Genomic DNA, 14983 nt, shown 5'->3' with positions numbered 1-14983 from the left:
CGGAACGTGCCATTGCAAGGCACAGCGCCGACGTCAGACCGCGTCCAGACCGATATCCAGAATCGATGCCGAATGGGTGAGCGCGCCCACCGAGATGACGTCGACCCCCGTCTCCGCGATGCCCCGCACCGTCGACAGGTTCACGCCGCCTGACGCCTCCAGCACCACCCGGTGTCCACCCTCTCGCGTCCGCCGCACCGCCTCCACCAGCATCGCCAGGTCGAAATTGTCCAGCATGACGACGTCCGGCCCCCGGCCTGCTGCGACCAGTCCCAGGGCGACGTCCAGCTGATCCAGTCCGTCCACCTCGACCTCGATCTTCATCAGGTGACCGACCCGGGCGCGCGCAGCCGTGACGGCCGCCTCCACGCCGCCGCAGACGGCGATGTGGTTGTCCTTGATCAGGATGGCGTCATCCAGACCGAAGCGGTGATTGATTCCCCCGCCACAGCGCACCGCGTGTTTCTCCAGCGCGCGCAGGCCGGGCGTGGTCTTGCGCGTATCCGCAATCCGCGCCCCCGTGCCGGCCACCGCCTCCACATAGGCCCGCGTCAGGGTCGCGATCCCGCACAGCCGTCCCAGCAGGTTCAGCGCCGAGCGCTCCGCCGACAGGAAGGCCCGCGCGTCCGCCTCGACCTCGGCCAGCACGGCTCCCGCCTCGAACGCGTCCCCGTCCCGCATCCGCAGGTCCACGGACGCTTCGGGGTCCATCTCCAGCACGGTCAGCCGCACGCCATCGATTCCCGCCAGCACGCCGGGCTTCCTCGCCGCGAAGACCGCCCGCATCCGCGCGCCGCCCGGAATACAGGCCGCCGCCGTCACATCGCCGGCCCGGCCCAGGTCTTCGGCCAGGGCGGCCCGCACGATGGGCAGGATCAGGATGTCGGGAAGCGACGGGATCATTCCGCCGCCATCGCCTCGATCTCCGACCGACGCAAGCGCGTGTGTCGCGCCACGGACGCCGTGTCCGGATAGTCGCTGCGGTAGTGCCCGCCGCGGCTCTCGTGCCGGGCCAGGGCCGCCTCGACGATCAGCCGGGCCGCAACCAGGGCCGGTGCCGCCCCGCAGGTCGCCTCCAGCCGGTCGATCACGGCGATCTGACGCCGCAGACCGTCACCGTCGCGGACCACGCCGCAGTTCGCGCTCATGCCCGCGCGGAGTTCCAGCATGACCGGCGCCGGCAGGTCGTCGATCACTGACCCGACCACGACCGGCCCGGTCCCGGCCGTCATCGTCGCCGCCAGCCGCCCCGTCCGGCGCCCGAATGCGGCCGCCTCAAGCAGGGAGTTCGACGCCAGACGGTTGGCTCCATGAACCCCCGTTGCCGCGCATTCGCCGACGGCGAACAGGCCCGGCAGGCTGGTACGTCCGTCCGGGTCCGCGCCGATCCCGCCCATGTGATAGTGGGCCGCCGCCGCCACCGGGATCGGTGTCGTGCGCGGGTCCAGCCCGGCCTTCATACAGGCGGCGAAGACGGCCGGGAATTCGGTCGGGAAATGCGCGCCGATCGCCCGGGTCGCATCCAGCAAGGCCCCGCGCCCCGACGCCCGCGCGGCATGGACCGCGCGGGCCACGATGTCGCGCGCCTTCAGATCCGCATCCGGTGCCTCTCCCAGAAGGAAACGCCCCTCCCGATCGATCAGCCGCGCGCCCTCGCCGCGCAGTGCCTCGGTCGCCAGCGGCATGGGGTCCAGGCCGACATCGATCGCCGTGGGGTGGAACTGCACGAACTCCGGATCGAGGATTTCCGCCCCCGCCGCCCAGGCCAGGGCCATGCCCTCGCCCTTCAGCGCGGTCGGGGTTGTCGTCGCCCCGAACAGCCCGCCCGCGCCGCCGGTCGCCAGCACGACGGCCGGGGCCAGCACCTCGACCAGGGTTCCGCCCGGATGCTCGATCACTGCGCCGCGCACCCGGCCGGTCTCGTCCTGGATCAGCGACCGCAGCCGCGCATCCTCCCGGACGGTGATGTGTTCGGCGGCCCGCACCGAGGCGACCAGGGCCGACAGGATCGCCCGCCCGGCGCCGTCGCCGCCGACCCGCGCCACCCGTGCCTTCGAATGGGCCGCCTCCAGGCTGACGGAGAATTCGCCATCCGCATCCCGGTCGAACGGCGCGCCCAGAGACGCCAGCCACTCGACTGTCGAACGCCCCTCGTCCGTCAGGACCTCGGCCGCGTGGTGGTCGACCAGACCGGCCCCGGCCGCCTCGGTGTCCTTCAGGTGCAGCGCAGGTGCGTCGTCCCTGGACAGGGCCGCCGCCACGCCGCCCTGGGCCCAGGCGCTCGATGCGGCTTCCAGCAGGGGGGCCGGACTGATGACCAGAACCGGTCGCGGGGCTGCGGCCAGGGCGGCAGACAGCCCGGCCAGCCCGCCGCCGATGATCAACGGGCCGTCATGCACGATCCGGCTCATTGGTCGAAACCGATGAAGCGGGCGGCGATCGACAGGGCCTTGCCCGGAGAGCCATCCGCGATCGGCAGCAGCACGCCGATCGCCGCGCCCAGACAGGCCGCACCGGTCAGCAGGAACAGGCCCAGGGACCTCGCCGCCTCGGGCCAGGTCAGCGTCCTCTCGCCCGGCCGCCAGGCCCCTCGCTGAAGCGAACCGAACACCGCGATGGCCAGAAAGATCGCCAGAAACCACCGCCCGGTGGACACACCCCACCAGACCGCCAGCCCGCCGATGGCGATCAGCGCGGCCTTCTCGACCATCGGGTCGATCCGGGCCAGCACGGGGCCAAGCGCCTTCGATCCATCCAGCGGCGGCGCGGGGGCCAGGTTCACCAGATTGATCATGGCGATAAGGAAGGCCCCCAGCATCCAGGCATCGTCGCCAGTCGCCAGCCAAATCCCGACCACCGGCAGGATGGCCAACAGGCCGAACGCCGGCCCCGCCAGCGCCACCAGAACCCCGTGCCACTCGCTGTCCGGGTTCCGCTGCCCCCGCGCCAGCCCGCCGAGGAAGGGGATGATGTAGATTTTCGCCGGGCCCATCCCCAGCCGGTTCATCGCCAGAACGTGTCCGTATTCGTGCACGAACAGGCCGAAGATCGCCGCTATCGCGACGACCCAGCTGCCTGTCGACCACCAGATGAACCCGCCCAGCAGCAGGGTCGAGGCGATCGCCCAGGGCAGGCTCTGCCCCTTGTCGACCGGCGGCGCGCCCACGGTCTTCTCGAACCGCACGCCGACGGGCCCAAGGGTGTAGGTCTTGCCCGGGGCCGAGGACGGTGGCGCCTGATCTTCAGGCTTCGGATCCCACGGGCCGCGGGGACGCTCTTCGTCCGCCATCAGATCAGCTCCACCGACACAGGGTGCCGGGCCTTGATCATGTCATAGCGCGCCGGCACCGACGGCGGCGGCAGGTCGATCATCCGCTGCACGGCCAGGGCGGCCGGGGCGATCAGCGCGTCAGGCACCGTCACCTCGAACCGCATGTCCCGCAGGCAGTCGCGGATATTCGTCAGGGTGATCCGCTTCATATAGGGGCACAGGTTGCACGGCCCGATGAACTGGACCTCGGGCACGTCGCCCTTGATGTTGGCCGCCATCGAGCATTCGGTGATCAGCACCACCTGGCGCGGCTTTCTCGCGGTGATGTAGTCCGTCATCGCCGCGGTCGATCCGGCGAAGTCGGCGGCGGCCAGCACGTCCTCCGGGCATTCCGGGTGGGCCAGGATCTCGGCACCCGGCCAGGCCTGACGCATCTCCTCGATGTCGGCGGCGCGGAACCGCTCGTGGACGATGCAACGCCCCTTCCAGGCGATGATGCCGACCGTCGTCTGGGCGGCGACATTGCGCGCCAGAAACTCGTCGGGGATCAGGATGACCTTGTCGACACCCCATTCCTTCGCCGCCCATTCCACCACCTGAACGGCGTTGGCGGATGTGCAGCAGATGTCGGTCTCGGCCTTCACGTCGGCCGTGGTGTTCACATAGGTGACGACGGGAATACCGGGATAGCGTTGCTTGATCAGCCGCACGTCCGCCCCCGTGATCGCCTCGGCCAGCGAGCAGCCGGCCTTCAGGTCGGGGATCAGCACGGTCTTGTCGGGGCTCAGGATCTTCGACGTCTCGGCCATGAAGTGCACGCCCGCCTGCACGATCACCTTCGCGCTGGACTTCGCCGCCTCCTTGGCCAGGCCCAGGCTGTCCCCGACATAGTCGCCGACCCCGTGGAAGATCTCCGGCGTCATGTAGTTGTGCGCCAGAATGACCGCGTCGCGTTCCTTCTTGAGCGCATTGATCTCGGAGATCAGTCGCGCCTGATCCGGCCACTCCATCGGCGTGACGAAGTCCTTGACCTTGGCCCAGACCGGTGCGGTCTCCTCGGCGATCCTGCGATCCAGCTGCAGACTGACGACCAATGCGGCCTCCCGACCCTTATGCTCAAAGTTAGCATAACTGGGAGCAATATAGGCCGATGACGGACGGGTGCAAGGGCAGGTGAACGACCGATCGTGTGCGCTATCGCCGACCGCCGTCCGCGCGAAATGCGGTCATTCGAGGGAAATCCGTTCGCAAATATCGCGTAAGCGAGATAGTTCCTCCACGGAACCGCTACCTGATCGCCCTCCCATGCAAGAAACCCTCCGTCGCATCCTGACCGCCCGGGTCTATGACGTGGCGATCCAGACGCCGCTCGATCCCTTGCCCGGCCTGACCCGCCGTCTCGGCCGCGCCGTGCTGCAGAAACGCGAGGACCTGCAGCCGATCTTCTCGTTCAAGATCCGCGGAGCCTACAACAAGATCGCCGGTCTGACCGGCCCGGAGCTGGCGCGGGGCGTCATCTGTGCCTCGGCCGGCAATCATGCCCAGGGCGTGGCCTTCGCCGCCCGGAAGCGGGGCGCGACCGCTACCATCGTCATGCCGGTCACAACCCCGCCCATCAAGGTCGCGGCTGTGCGCGCCCTGGGGGGCCACGTCATCCTGCACGGCGACGCCTTCGACGAGGCCTTCGCCGAGGCCAGCCGCATGGCCGAGGCCGACGGCGCGGTCTTCATCCACCCGTTCGACGACCCCGATGTGATCGCGGGCCAGGGCACGGTGGGGCTGGAGATCATGCGCCAGCACTCCGGGCCGATCGAGGCCATCTTCGTGCCCATCGGCGGCGGGGGCCTGGCCGCCGGGGTCGCGGCCATCGTCAAATTCCTGCGGCCCGAGACCAAGGTCATCGGCGTGGAGCCGGTCGACGCCGCCTGTATGCAGGCCGCCATCGCGGCGGGCGAGGTCGTCACCCTGAACCAGGTCGGCCTGTTCTGCGACGGGGTGGCGGTGCGCCAGGCGGGCACCGAGACCTTCCGCCTGTGCAGGGACCTGCTGGACGAGATCGTCACCGTCGATAACGACGCCATCTGCGCCGCGATCAAGGACATCTTCGACGACAGCCGCGCCGTGGCCGAGCCGTCGGGGGCCCTGGCGCTTGCGGGCCTGAAGACCTGGGCCGCCGCCCATCCGGAAGCAGATCAAGGTGCCCTGATCGCGGTCAACTCCGGGGCCAACGTCAATTTCGACCGCCTGCGCCACATCGCCGAACGCGCCGAGATCGGGGAGGGCACCGAAGCCCTTCTGGCCGTCGCCATGGACGAGGACCGGGGGGTCTACAGCCGGTTCATCTCCGCCCTGGACGGCCGGTCGGTCACCGAGTTCAACTACCGCTGGGCCGGCGCGGGACGGGCCCACATCTTCGTCGGCGTGGCGTTGAAACAGGGGCCGCACGAGAAGGACGACCTGATTTCGACCCTGACTGCTGACGGCTTTGACATCGAGGACATGAGCGACAACGAGACCGCCAAGCTGCATGTCCGCCACATGGTGGGGGGACGCGCCACCGGCGTGCCGCACGAACGTATCCTGCGCTTCGAATTCCCCGAACGGCCCGGGGCCTTCCTGCGGTTCCTGAACAGTCTGAAGCCCGCCTGGGCCCTGACCCTGTTCCACTACCGCAACCACGGCGACGACGTCGGCCGGGTGCTGGCGGGCATTTCGGTCCCGCCCGCCGAACAGCCCGCCCTGACCACCGCCCTGGCCGAGCTGGGCTATCCCTATGTCGACGAGACCGACAACCCGGCGACGAAACTGTTCCTGGAGGCAGTGTAGCCATCCTCCCCCTCGGCGGGGAAGGATTAACCCAGGACCACCCCCTCATGCGCCAGCAGCCACCGCTTGCGCTCCAGCCCGCCGGCATAGCCTGTCAGCGTCCCGTTGGCCCCGATCACCCGGTGGCACGGCACGATCACCGCGACGGGGTTCTGTCCGTTCGCCAGCCCGGCCGCCCGCACCGCCTTCGGCGACCCCACCGCCGCCGCCAGCTGGCCATAGCTGCGGGTCTCGCCCGCCGGGATGGCGCGCAGCGCGGCCCAGACCGCCGACTGGAAGGCCGTTCCCGCCGTCCGGACCGTCAGCCCGTCCAGTGCCTTCGCATCACCCGCGAAATAGGCCTCGACCGCCCCCCGCACCGTCTCCGGCGCGCGGCCGCCTTTCAGCATCGCGCCCGGCGCGTGCCGTGCCAACAGCCGCATCATCCGGGGCTCATAGTCGACGAAGTCCAGCGCCCGCACGGCACCGTCCGCATCGGTGACCAGCAGCACCTCGCCCACCGGCGTCGCGATCCGGTCCAGCGTCAGGGTCTCAGGCTGCGCGTTTTTCATCGTCTCTCTCCATCAGGTCCGCGCCCGTGATCCCGGCCAGGCCGAGATACAGCGCCCCATAGGCCCGCCAGGGCCGCCACCGCTCGGCCCGTGCCTCGAGCGTCGCATCCGTCAGTCGGTCCGACGGCGCATCCTCGCCCGCATCCACCCAGTCGCCCGGCAACCGCAGCCCCGGCCGCGCCTCGATCAGGGGCCTCAGCACCGGATCGGCCGACAGGTCGCGCGCGATCGCCTCGGGGTCCGCCGACAGGTCGAACACCCGGCGCACCCGCGCCAGCACACCGGGCAGGGCCTTCAGGTCCGAGGCCTCCACGCGCACCTCCAGCCGCCCCGGCGGGCCGGGCGTCGCCGTCACCCGCCCCGTCGCCCCGTCGATCGCCGCATCCAGCTCGCGCGACCACACCCGGCGTCCCGGCCTGTCACCCCGGACCTGATCCGGGGCCCGCGCCTTCAGCGCCTCGAACATCGCGTCCCAGTCATAGGGCGGCCGATAGCTGAGGCTGAGCTTCACGCCCCCGTCCGACACCCGGTCCTTGCCGCGCCGCAGGGCCGACGGTGCCCGCCCGTACAGCGCCTGAAACGTCTCGTTGAACCGCCGCACTGATCCGAAGCCGGACGCCAGCGCCACCTGCGCCATCGACAGATCACTCTCCTGGATAAGGGCCTTGGCCAGCAGCACGCGCCGCGTCTGGGCCACGCTGACCGGCGCAGCCCCCAGATGCTGACGGAACAGCCGCCTTAGCTGCCGCTCACCGACCCCCAGCCGCCCGGCCAGGGCATCCACATCGCCCTCATCCAGCGCCCCCTGTTCGATCAGGGTCAGCGCCCGGCTGACGGTGTTGGAGGTGCCACGCCAGGCCCCCATATCCGGGGCCGTCTCCGGCCGGCAGCGCAGACAGGCGCGGAACCCCGCCTCCTCCGCCGCCGCCGCCGTGACCACGAAGATCATGTTCTGGCGGTTCGGGGTCCGCGCCGGACAGACCGGCCGACAATAGATGCCCGTCGTCTTCACACAGCCGAAGAACCGCCCGTCGAACCGCGCATCCCGCGTCAGGGCCGCACGATAGCAGGCCTCCTGATCCAGCGGTTCGGCGCGCATGTCCATGCCGCGAAGATGACCCGGGACACCGCCGATGTCTCGCGGTTTTCGGACTTATCTTCCCCCGTCTCCTTCCCTACTCGGGGGAGGACTGGAGCAACCGCCCAAGGCTCGCGACCGCCTTCCAGACCAGGCTCAATCCCATGAAGGCCAGCATCCAGGTCCCCGCGATCGACAGCGTCGAGGCAATGCCCGCGAGGTCACGCGGCCCGTCGCCCAAGGTCCTCACGAGGTCGAAGTCCAGCATCGTCACATCGCCCGCGATCCGGGCCGTCTCGGCTCCGGCCGACAGGGTGAACCAGTCGCCAGCCTGAAAGATCGTCCAGGTCAGCCACACACCGAACCCGGCGACCAGGAGGTTCAGCAGCGCCCGCAACCGAGCCGCCTGCGGCTGGACGACAGTGAAGATGGCGACCCCCATCTGGCCCAGCGCATAGGCCAGGATCGGCAGGAACAGCACGGTCCAGATCGGCGCCGCGCTCAGCCGCGCGGTCTCGCCGTCCAGCGACAGCATGCCGACGCCGGGAAAATGGACCACGCCCACCCACCACAGCACGAACATGCCCAGGGCGATGAAGCTGAAGGCGGCGTCGCCCACGACGTTGCGCTGACGGATCCGCAGGGGTCGCACAGACAGCGGTCGCCCGCTCGCCTCGGCCTTCATCCGCTCGCCCGCAGACTTGGCCGCCATGCCCCAGGTCGAGGGGTCCGACAGGCCGAAGGCACCCAGGTCCTTGACCCGCCAGTCGGTCAGCCATTTCGGACGGATGGCGTAATGCTCCATCACCGCCCCCGCGAGTGTCAGCGCCCCGATCAGGGTCAGGGCCGCACCGAAGAAGCCGTGGAAGGCCTGGGCGATGTCCTGACCGAAGTTCGCGGACCCGCCGATCAGCCGGATCAACAGACCGAGCGCGAACACCGTCGCCAGGATCATCAGTCCCGCCTTGGCGCCGTACAGCCAGTAGGGAAACAGCTCCGGCCCGATCAGACTGTCCGGACCCTTCCGGTAGCGCGCGGCGACCACCAGCGGATGGCCGATCTCCTTCAGGATCGCCTCGCGCTCGTCGTCGGTCAGCGGCCGCGCCTTCTCCGCCTCGCCCGCCTCGACGCGGCTCAGGATCAGGTCCTTCAGCTCGGCGATGATGTCGTCGCGTTCCTCGACCGGAAGCTGGGCGGCGACGGCCTCCAGATAGCGGTCGATCATGTCTTCGGTCCTGGCGTTCATGACGCTCCCCTCAAATCCGAAATGTCAGAGAATCCTGTCGAGCGAGGCGTTGATCGCCCGCCACTCGTCGCCCAGACGGGCCAGCAGCTGCACGCCCAGGGGCGACAGCACATAGAAGCGCTTTTTCCGCTTCTCTTCCTCGCGCCATTCGCTGTTCAGCAGGCCCTGGCTCTCCAGCCGGCGCAGCAGCGGATAGAGGGTCGATTCCTCCATCTCCAGCCCGTCGGCGGCCAGGGCCTGACGCAGCGTATAGCCGTACCGCTCGGTCCGCAGGCAGGCCAGCACCGCCAGCACCAGCGACCCGCGCCGCAGCTCCAGCCGCATCGATTCAAACAGGTCAGCGTCGACGGTCACGCGTTCGGCCCTTCACGTCACATAGTGTGTGACGCACAGTGTATGCCGCATACTGTGTGAGGGAGTCAAGCGAGGCCTGTCACTCCACCCGTTAGAACCGCCCCTCCCCCCCCCCCGACGGGGGACGGGGCATCGCCTACTTATGCGTCCAAGGCCGGTTGGCGCCCGGATTGACGCCCGCCGCCTGATCCTTCTGGAACTTCCCGCCCCGGGGCGGTTTGGGCCGCGCCTCCAGCCGCGCCTGCTTCAGCCTCAGGGCCTTGCGGGCCGGGGTCTCGGCGGGCGTTTCCGGGTCGTTCGCTTCGTCGGTCATGCCGTGATCCTAGCACGACGAACCGGCCCCGGCGGCAACCATAACCAGCCGACGCCGTTCTCTCATCCGAACAGGGCCAGACCCGGAGAGACCCCCATGACATCGCTGAAGACCTTCACCGCCCTCGCGGCCGGAACCCTCGCGCTCGCCACCGCATCGGTCGCCACCGCCCAGACCCCGTCGCCATACGGCCAGCCCTCGACCGGCCAGCAGGTCTTCGGCCAGATCCTGCAGCAGCTTCTGGGCGGCCAGACCTCCGGCACCGTCGATGCGGAATGGAGCCGCGGCCGTCGCCCGCTGGCGTCGCAACAGGCCACCTTCGACAGCCGGCTGGACGCCCAGGTCCGCTCCGGTGCCATCCAGTCGTACAGCGGCGACCGCATCCGCGCCGACTATGACGCCCTGGTCCAGCTGGAGGCCTCCTACGCCCGCGACGGCCGCTTCACGACCCAGGAACGTCAGGACCTGACCACCCGCTACAACGCCCTGACCCTGGCGGTGGAAGATGGCGGCTATGGCGACGACGTCGGCGGCTATCAATCGGTCGCCGACGGCCGCCGTGAGTTCGAGGCCCGCGTCGACGCCGCCGTCGGCACCCGCCGCCTGACCCGCACTGAGGCCACGCGTCTGCGCTCCGACTATGCCGCCCTGGTCCAGGTCGAGGCCGGCTATCAGCGGGACGGCCTGACCGCCCGCGAGCGCGCCGACATCGAGACCCGCCTCGACGCCCTGGACGCCCGCGTCGGCGACACCGGCTACGGCAACGGCAGCAACGGCGGCGGCTATGCCCCGAGCCCCCGCGACCGCCTGACCGCCATCGAACGCGCCCTCTACACCCTGCCGCGCGGCCAGCAGGACGCCATCCGCGTCCCGCTCGACGACCTCACCCGCCTCGAGGCCGCCTACAGCCGCACCCAACCCTCCCCCGACGACCGCGCCTATCTGGACCGCCGCCTCGGCGAGCTGGAGGTCCAGGCGAGAGTGCGGCGCTAGGCCTGTCCCTTCCCTCTCCCGTCGGGAGAGAGCTTGAGCGTCCGGGAGCGAAGCGATCGGCCACGCGAAAGGGTGAGGGGCACCCCCTCACCCCTTCGCACCAACTCCTCACCCTTTCGGCTCAAGACACATCGCTCCCCCCGACCTGATCGGGGGCTCAAACCCTCTCCCGCCGGGAGAGGGTTTTTGCGTTGCACGTCTCCCGCGAACCGGGCGAAAGTCTCCCGGCGCAGGGGACCGCATGAGCCAGCAACTGATCAACGCCTATCTGAAGGAACTCGCCACCCTTCGCCGCATCGGCGGCACGACCGAGGGCGTGACCTCCGAGGCGTTCAAGGACCTGCTGAAGGCCTGGGCCCGCCCGCTGGGCTTCACCTTCATCCCCCAGCACGCCTTCACCACGACGGCCAAGGTCAACAATCGCGTCGACGGCGCGATCATGCTGGAGCGGTTTCCCATCGGATATTGGGAGGCCAAGGACGAGGACGACGACCTCGACGTCGAGATCGAGAAGAAGTTCCGGCGCGGCTATCCCAAGACCAACATCATCTTCGAGGACACCCACCGCGCGGTCCTGTGGCAGCACGGCAAGTTCGTCATGGACTGCGCCGTCACCGACGGCCCGGAACTGGGCAAGCTGCTCGATATCTTCTTCGGCTACGAGCGCGAGGAGACGACCAATTTCAAAAGGGCCGTGGCCCAGTTCAAGGTCGACCTGCCCCCCGTCCTCGACATCCTGCGCGAACAGATCGACGCGGCCCAGGCGAACGTCCCGGCGTTCCAGACCGCCGCCGCCGCCTTCCTGAAACAGGCCAAGGAGACGATCAATCCCTCGGTGACCGCCGACGACGTTCGGGAAATGCTGATCCAGCACATCCTGACCGAAAACATCTTCGCCAAGGTGTTCGGCGACGACGAGTTCCACCGCAAGAACAACGTCGCCCAGGCCCTGTATGCGCTGGAGGACACCTTCTTCTCCGGCGACGTGCGCCGCCGCACCCTGTCCAAACTCTCGACCTACTACGCCGCCATCGAATCCGCCGCCGCCCTGATCAAATCCCACAGCGAAAAGCAGGGGTTCCTCAAGGCGATCTATGAGGGGTTCTACAAGGTCTATAACGCCAAGGCCGCCGACCGGCTGGGGGTCGTCTATACCCCGAACGAGATCGTCCGCTTCATGGTCGAGTCCGCCGACTGGCTGTGCGAGAAGCATTTCAAGAAGAACCTGATCGACCGCGACGTCGAAATCCTCGACCCCGCCACGGGCACCGGCACCTTCATCGTCGAACTGCTGGAACATTTCAGCGGCCAGCCCGAAAAGCTGAAGCACAAATACGCCGAGGAGCTGCACGCCAATGAGGTGGCGATCCTGCCCTATTACGTCGCAAACCTGAACATCGAGGCGACCTACAACGCCATCACCGGCGGCTATGCCGAGTTCCCCGGCCTGTGCTTCGTGGACACGCTGGATAATGTCGCCGCGCTCGGCATCTATTCCGGCCACCAGTACGATCTGCTGGGCGGCATGTCGGACGAGAACGCCGACCGGGTGAAGCGCCAGAACAGCCGCAAGATCAGCGTCGTGATCGGCAATCCGCCCTACAATGCCTGGCAGGAAAACTACAATCAGAACAACGCCAACCGGCCCTATGCGCGCGTCGATCAGCGGATCGGCGCGACTTACATCAAGGAAGGCACGGCCCAGAACAAGAACAGCGTCTATGACATGTACACCCGCTTCATCCGCTGGGCCTCGGACCGGGTGAAGGACGAAGGCGTCATCGCCTTCATCATCGGGCGAAAGCCCTTCGCCAAGGCCGCCTATGACGGATTCCGAAAGGTCATCGCGCGCGAGTTCGCGGAAATCTGGGTCGTCGATCTGGGTGGTGACGTGCGTGACAACCCGAAACTGTCGGGCACCAAGCACAACGTCTTCGGCATCCAGACCGGCGTGGCGATGGTGTTTCTGGTCAAGAAGAAGGGCAAGTCCGGCGGGGCGGTGATCCGCTATGCGCGACGACCGGAAATGGAGACGGCGGAGGACAAGCTGGCGGCGATCTCCGCGATCGGCGGACTGGGCAATCTAGCCGTCGAGACGATCCAGCCGGACAGGAAGAACGACTGGTTGAACCTGAGCGATAATGACTGGGATAAGCTGCTGCCCCTAGTCGATCCAAACATTTCGGCTACGCGGATGACCAATCAGCACAATGCCATTTTCCGACTGAGCTCAAACGGCCTTAAAACTCAGCGCGACGAGTGGGTATATGATGCTGACAAATCGAACGTGGAATCAAAAGCTAAGCAGATGGTCGAGGTCTATGAGGCCACTCGCCGCGAGCCGACTTTTACAGGCAGGGCTACGATCAAGTGGGACCGCGAGTTGGCACGCTACCTCGGCAGCGGCGTAACAAAGGAATTCAGCGACGCTGCCGTCATAAAGGCAGCCTACCGACCGTTTGTTAAGCGCTGGCTTTACTTCGACCAACACTTCAACGGCATGACCTATCAGCAGCCATCGATGTTCGGTCGCGGGCCAAATACGGCGCTCACGTTTTTGGGTATCGCGTCCCAGAATCACTTGTCGACTCTAGCGGTGCAACAGGTTTTCGACCTCTGCCTCCTGAAGCAGGGCAATGGTGGCACCCAGAGCGTTTCCCGCTTCCGCTACAACAAGGAAGGCGACCGTCTCGACAACATCACCGAATGGGCGCTGAAACAGTTCACCGAACGCTACGGCAAGGCCGCCGCGATATCGAAGGACGACATCTTCGCCTATGTCTATGCCGTGCTGCACGACCCGGTGTACCGCGAGACCTATGCCCTGAATCTGAAGCGCGAGTTCCCGCGCATCCCGCTGTATCCCGACTTCAAGAAATGGCGTGACTGGGGTCAGGCCCTGCTGGACCTGCACATCGGCTATGAGACCAAAGCCCCCGCGCCCCTCACCCGCACCGACACCCCTGACCCGAAACGCGCGCCGGACACGACCCCGGTGGTCAAGCTGAAGTCCGATCCCGACGCCGGTATCGTCGTGCTGGACGCCGACACCCAGCTGTCGGGCATTCCGACCGAGGCCTGGCGCTATCGCCTCGGCAACCGTTCGGCCATCGACTGGGTGCTGGACCAGCACAAGGAAAAGAAGCCGAAAGACCCGACCATCGCCGCGAAGTTCAACACCTACCGCTTCGCCGACTACAAGGAGACGGTCGTGGACCTGCTTGCCCGTGTGGTGACGGTCAGCGTCGAGACAGTGGCGATCACCGACGCCATGGCGGGATTGCCGCCGGGGGCGCGGGAACTCCCTCTCCCGGCGGGAGAGGGCTTGAGCACCTGAGAGCGTAGCGATCAGTCTTGTGCGAAAGGGTGAGGGGCACCCCGCCACCCGTCACGCACCGACCCCTCACCCTTTCGGCTTGCGCATCGCTGCGCTCTGCGAGCCTCAAGCCCTCTCCCGCCGGGAGAGGGATCACAGCCTTAACGCCCTCGCATGCTCCCGCACCGCCTCGTCGATCCGGCGCGGCTCGCCCAGCGCTACGGCATTGTCGAACCGGATCACGGTCCAGCCGATGGCCTCGATCTGCGTCTGACGCGCCCGGTCCCGTTCCGCCACCGCCTCCAGCCCGTGCACGCCGCCATCCAACTCGATTACCAGCCTCAGTGGCTCGCAGGCGAAGTCGGCGATGAAACGGCCGATCGGGTGCTGCCGCCGGAATTTGTGTCCATCGACCCGGCCCCCGCGCAGCCTGGCCCACATCCTGTCCTCGGCGAGGCCGGAGGATTGTCGCAGCGCCCGCGCCTGCGAGATCTTTCTCATCGCACAACTTTACCGTTTTCCTTCTCCCGGAGAAACAGTGATTGTGCTATTGTGGGGCGGAGACAGGAGTTCTCAATCGCGAGACATCGCCAGGGCCAAGGCGCTCGAACGAGAATTATGATGCCCCTCAAAACCCTGCCTTTCGATCCGGCGGACTACCTCGACACCGAGGAAGCCATTGCCGCCTATCTCGCCGATGCCAGGCTGGACGGCGCGGTCGCCCTGTCGCGCGCCGTCGAGGTCGTGGCTCGCGCACGGGTGCGGATGACAAAGGCGAGAATCGGTATACGTTCCCGATCTGTTCCCACGGAGGCTGTGATGGCCAAGAACACGGGTAACGACTTTCGCCGCGGGGCCGTCACCGGCCGCACCCAGTTTCAGCAACCCAACGGCGACTGGCAGAAGCGCGACGAGCGCACGGGCCAGTTCATGGAGCGCAAGTCCAGCGAAGGCCCCTTCAAGGGCGTCGCCAGGGAACCCGACGGCCGCGACGGCAAGGACTGAGTTGCAACCCGACCTGTTCGGCACCCCCCG

14 protein-coding genes are annotated in these 14983 nt (G+C 67.8%); 4 read left to right on the top strand and 10 right to left on the bottom strand.

Annotation, left to right across the window (positions count from 1 at the left end):
* Window positions 1–33: 33 nt before the first annotated feature.
* Genes nadC through nadA form a run of 4 tightly spaced genes read right to left on the bottom strand, consistent with a single transcriptional unit; the run spans window position 34 to window position 4365 of the window.
* Window positions 34–903 (bottom strand): carboxylating nicotinate-nucleotide diphosphorylase, encoded by an 870-nt coding sequence (nadC, locus tag O3139_RS04815; RefSeq protein ID WP_269515839.1) that lies wholly within the window; start codon window positions 901–903, stop codon window positions 34–36.
* Window positions 900–2411, bottom strand: a complete 1512-nt coding sequence (locus tag O3139_RS04810; protein WP_269515838.1) for an L-aspartate oxidase — start codon at window positions 2409–2411, stop codon at window positions 900–902. Before O3139_RS04810 ends, nadC begins: the two co-directional genes overlap by 4 nt.
* Window positions 2408–3289: a metalloprotease gene (locus tag O3139_RS04805; protein ID WP_269515837.1), complete on the bottom strand. Its 882-nt coding sequence runs from the start codon at window positions 3287–3289 to the stop codon at window positions 2408–2410. The genes O3139_RS04810 and O3139_RS04805 overlap by 4 nt, the downstream gene beginning before the upstream one ends.
* Window positions 3289–4365: a quinolinate synthase NadA gene (gene nadA, locus O3139_RS04800; protein ID WP_269515836.1), complete on the bottom strand. Its 1077-nt coding sequence runs from the start codon at window positions 4363–4365 to the stop codon at window positions 3289–3291. The genes O3139_RS04805 and nadA overlap by 1 nt, the downstream gene beginning before the upstream one ends.
* Before the next feature lie 211 nt (window positions 4366–4576).
* On the opposite strand from nadA, the gene ilvA reads away from it, so the two are divergent.
* The gene (ilvA, locus tag O3139_RS04795; RefSeq protein ID WP_269515835.1) at window positions 4577–6097 is read left to right on the top strand and encodes a threonine ammonia-lyase, biosynthetic; all 1521 of its coding nucleotides are present in this window, start codon (window positions 4577–4579) and stop codon (window positions 6095–6097) included.
* A gap of 26 nt (window positions 6098–6123) precedes the next feature.
* Here the strand turns inward: ilvA and O3139_RS04790 are convergent, their stop codons facing one another.
* The 5 genes from O3139_RS04790 to O3139_RS04770 form a co-directional block, all read right to left on the bottom strand.
* Window positions 6124–6648: a methylated-DNA--[protein]-cysteine S-methyltransferase gene (locus tag O3139_RS04790; RefSeq protein WP_269515834.1), complete on the bottom strand. Its 525-nt coding sequence runs from the start codon at window positions 6646–6648 to the stop codon at window positions 6124–6126.
* On the bottom strand, window positions 6629–7747 hold the full coding sequence (locus O3139_RS04785) for a bifunctional transcriptional activator/DNA repair enzyme AdaA (RefSeq protein ID WP_269515833.1): 1119 nt from the start codon (window positions 7745–7747) through the stop codon (window positions 6629–6631). Before O3139_RS04785 ends, O3139_RS04790 begins: the two co-directional genes overlap by 20 nt.
* 76 nt (window positions 7748–7823) lie before the next feature.
* Window positions 7824–8972, bottom strand: a complete 1149-nt coding sequence (locus tag O3139_RS04780; RefSeq protein WP_269515832.1) for a hypothetical protein — start codon at window positions 8970–8972, stop codon at window positions 7824–7826.
* A gap of 24 nt (window positions 8973–8996) precedes the next feature.
* Window positions 8997–9296 (bottom strand): PadR family transcriptional regulator, encoded by a 300-nt coding sequence (locus O3139_RS04775; RefSeq protein WP_420022346.1) that lies wholly within the window; start codon window positions 9294–9296, stop codon window positions 8997–8999.
* Between the two features lie 166 nt (window positions 9297–9462).
* On the bottom strand, window positions 9463–9639 hold the full coding sequence (locus tag O3139_RS04770) for a hypothetical protein (protein ID WP_269515830.1): 177 nt from the start codon (window positions 9637–9639) through the stop codon (window positions 9463–9465).
* 96 nt (window positions 9640–9735) lie between these two features.
* Here O3139_RS04770 and O3139_RS04765 point away from each other — a divergent pair, with 96 nt between their 5' ends.
* Window positions 9736–10632 carry a hypothetical protein gene (locus O3139_RS04765; RefSeq protein ID WP_269515829.1) on the top strand — a complete coding sequence of 299 codons (897 nt, stop codon included), beginning with the start codon at window positions 9736–9738 and terminating at the stop codon, window positions 10630–10632.
* Between the two features lie 241 nt (window positions 10633–10873).
* Window positions 10874–13969, top strand: a complete 3096-nt coding sequence (locus O3139_RS04760; protein ID WP_269515828.1) for a type ISP restriction/modification enzyme — start codon at window positions 10874–10876, stop codon at window positions 13967–13969.
* A 132-nt stretch (window positions 13970–14101) separates the two neighbouring features.
* Here O3139_RS04760 and O3139_RS04755 read toward each other — a convergent pair whose 3' ends face one another.
* Window positions 14102–14449: an endonuclease domain-containing protein gene (locus O3139_RS04755; RefSeq protein ID WP_269515827.1), complete on the bottom strand. Its 348-nt coding sequence runs from the start codon at window positions 14447–14449 to the stop codon at window positions 14102–14104.
* 120 nt (window positions 14450–14569) lie between these two features.
* Here O3139_RS04755 and O3139_RS04750 point away from each other — a divergent pair, with 120 nt between their 5' ends.
* Window positions 14570–14953, top strand: coding sequence for a DNA-binding protein (locus O3139_RS04750; RefSeq protein WP_269515826.1), 384 nt, complete (start codon window positions 14570–14572; stop codon window positions 14951–14953).
* Window positions 14954–14983: the final 30 nt, after the last annotated feature.

The sequence above is a fragment of the Brevundimonas subvibrioides genome, from assembly GCF_027271155.1.
Taxonomy (GTDB): domain Bacteria; phylum Pseudomonadota; class Alphaproteobacteria; order Caulobacterales; family Caulobacteraceae; genus Brevundimonas; species Brevundimonas subvibrioides_D.
The sequence above is the reverse complement of the archived record's forward strand: the minus strand, read 5'-3'. Positions and strand labels throughout refer to the sequence as shown.

What these genes read in the sequence shown, in the direction of transcription:
- nadC (WP_269515839.1), bottom strand. Translation starts at nt 903, where the DNA reads ATGATCCCGTCGCTTCCCGACATCCTGATCCTGCCCATCGTGCGGGCC.
- O3139_RS04810 (WP_269515838.1), bottom strand. Translation starts at nt 2,411, where the DNA reads ATGAGCCGGATCGTGCATGACGGCCCGTTGATCATCGGCGGCGGGCTG.
- O3139_RS04805 (WP_269515837.1), bottom strand. Translation starts at nt 3,289, where the DNA reads ATGGCGGACGAAGAGCGTCCCCGCGGCCCGTGGGATCCGAAGCCTGAA.
- ilvA (WP_269515835.1), top strand. Translation starts at nt 4,577, where the DNA reads ATGCAAGAAACCCTCCGTCGCATCCTGACCGCCCGGGTCTATGACGTG.
- O3139_RS04790 (WP_269515834.1), bottom strand. Translation starts at nt 6,648, where the DNA reads ATGAAAAACGCGCAGCCTGAGACCCTGACGCTGGACCGGATCGCGACG.
- O3139_RS04785 (WP_269515833.1), bottom strand. Translation starts at nt 7,747, where the DNA reads ATGCGCGCCGAACCGCTGGATCAGGAGGCCTGCTATCGTGCGGCCCTG.
- O3139_RS04780 (WP_269515832.1), bottom strand. Translation starts at nt 8,972, where the DNA reads ATGAACGCCAGGACCGAAGACATGATCGACCGCTATCTGGAGGCCGTC.
- O3139_RS04775 (WP_420022346.1), bottom strand. Translation starts at nt 9,296, where the DNA reads ATGCGGCTGGAGCTGCGGCGCGGGTCGCTGGTGCTGGCGGTGCTGGCC.
- O3139_RS04770 (WP_269515830.1), bottom strand. Translation starts at nt 9,639, where the DNA reads ATGACCGACGAAGCGAACGACCCGGAAACGCCCGCCGAGACCCCGGCC.
- O3139_RS04765 (WP_269515829.1), top strand. Translation starts at nt 9,736, where the DNA reads ATGACATCGCTGAAGACCTTCACCGCCCTCGCGGCCGGAACCCTCGCG.
- O3139_RS04760 (WP_269515828.1), top strand. Translation starts at nt 10,874, where the DNA reads ATGAGCCAGCAACTGATCAACGCCTATCTGAAGGAACTCGCCACCCTT.
- O3139_RS04755 (WP_269515827.1), bottom strand. Translation starts at nt 14,449, where the DNA reads ATGAGAAAGATCTCGCAGGCGCGGGCGCTGCGACAATCCTCCGGCCTC.
- O3139_RS04750 (WP_269515826.1), top strand. Translation starts at nt 14,570, where the DNA reads ATGCCCCTCAAAACCCTGCCTTTCGATCCGGCGGACTACCTCGACACC.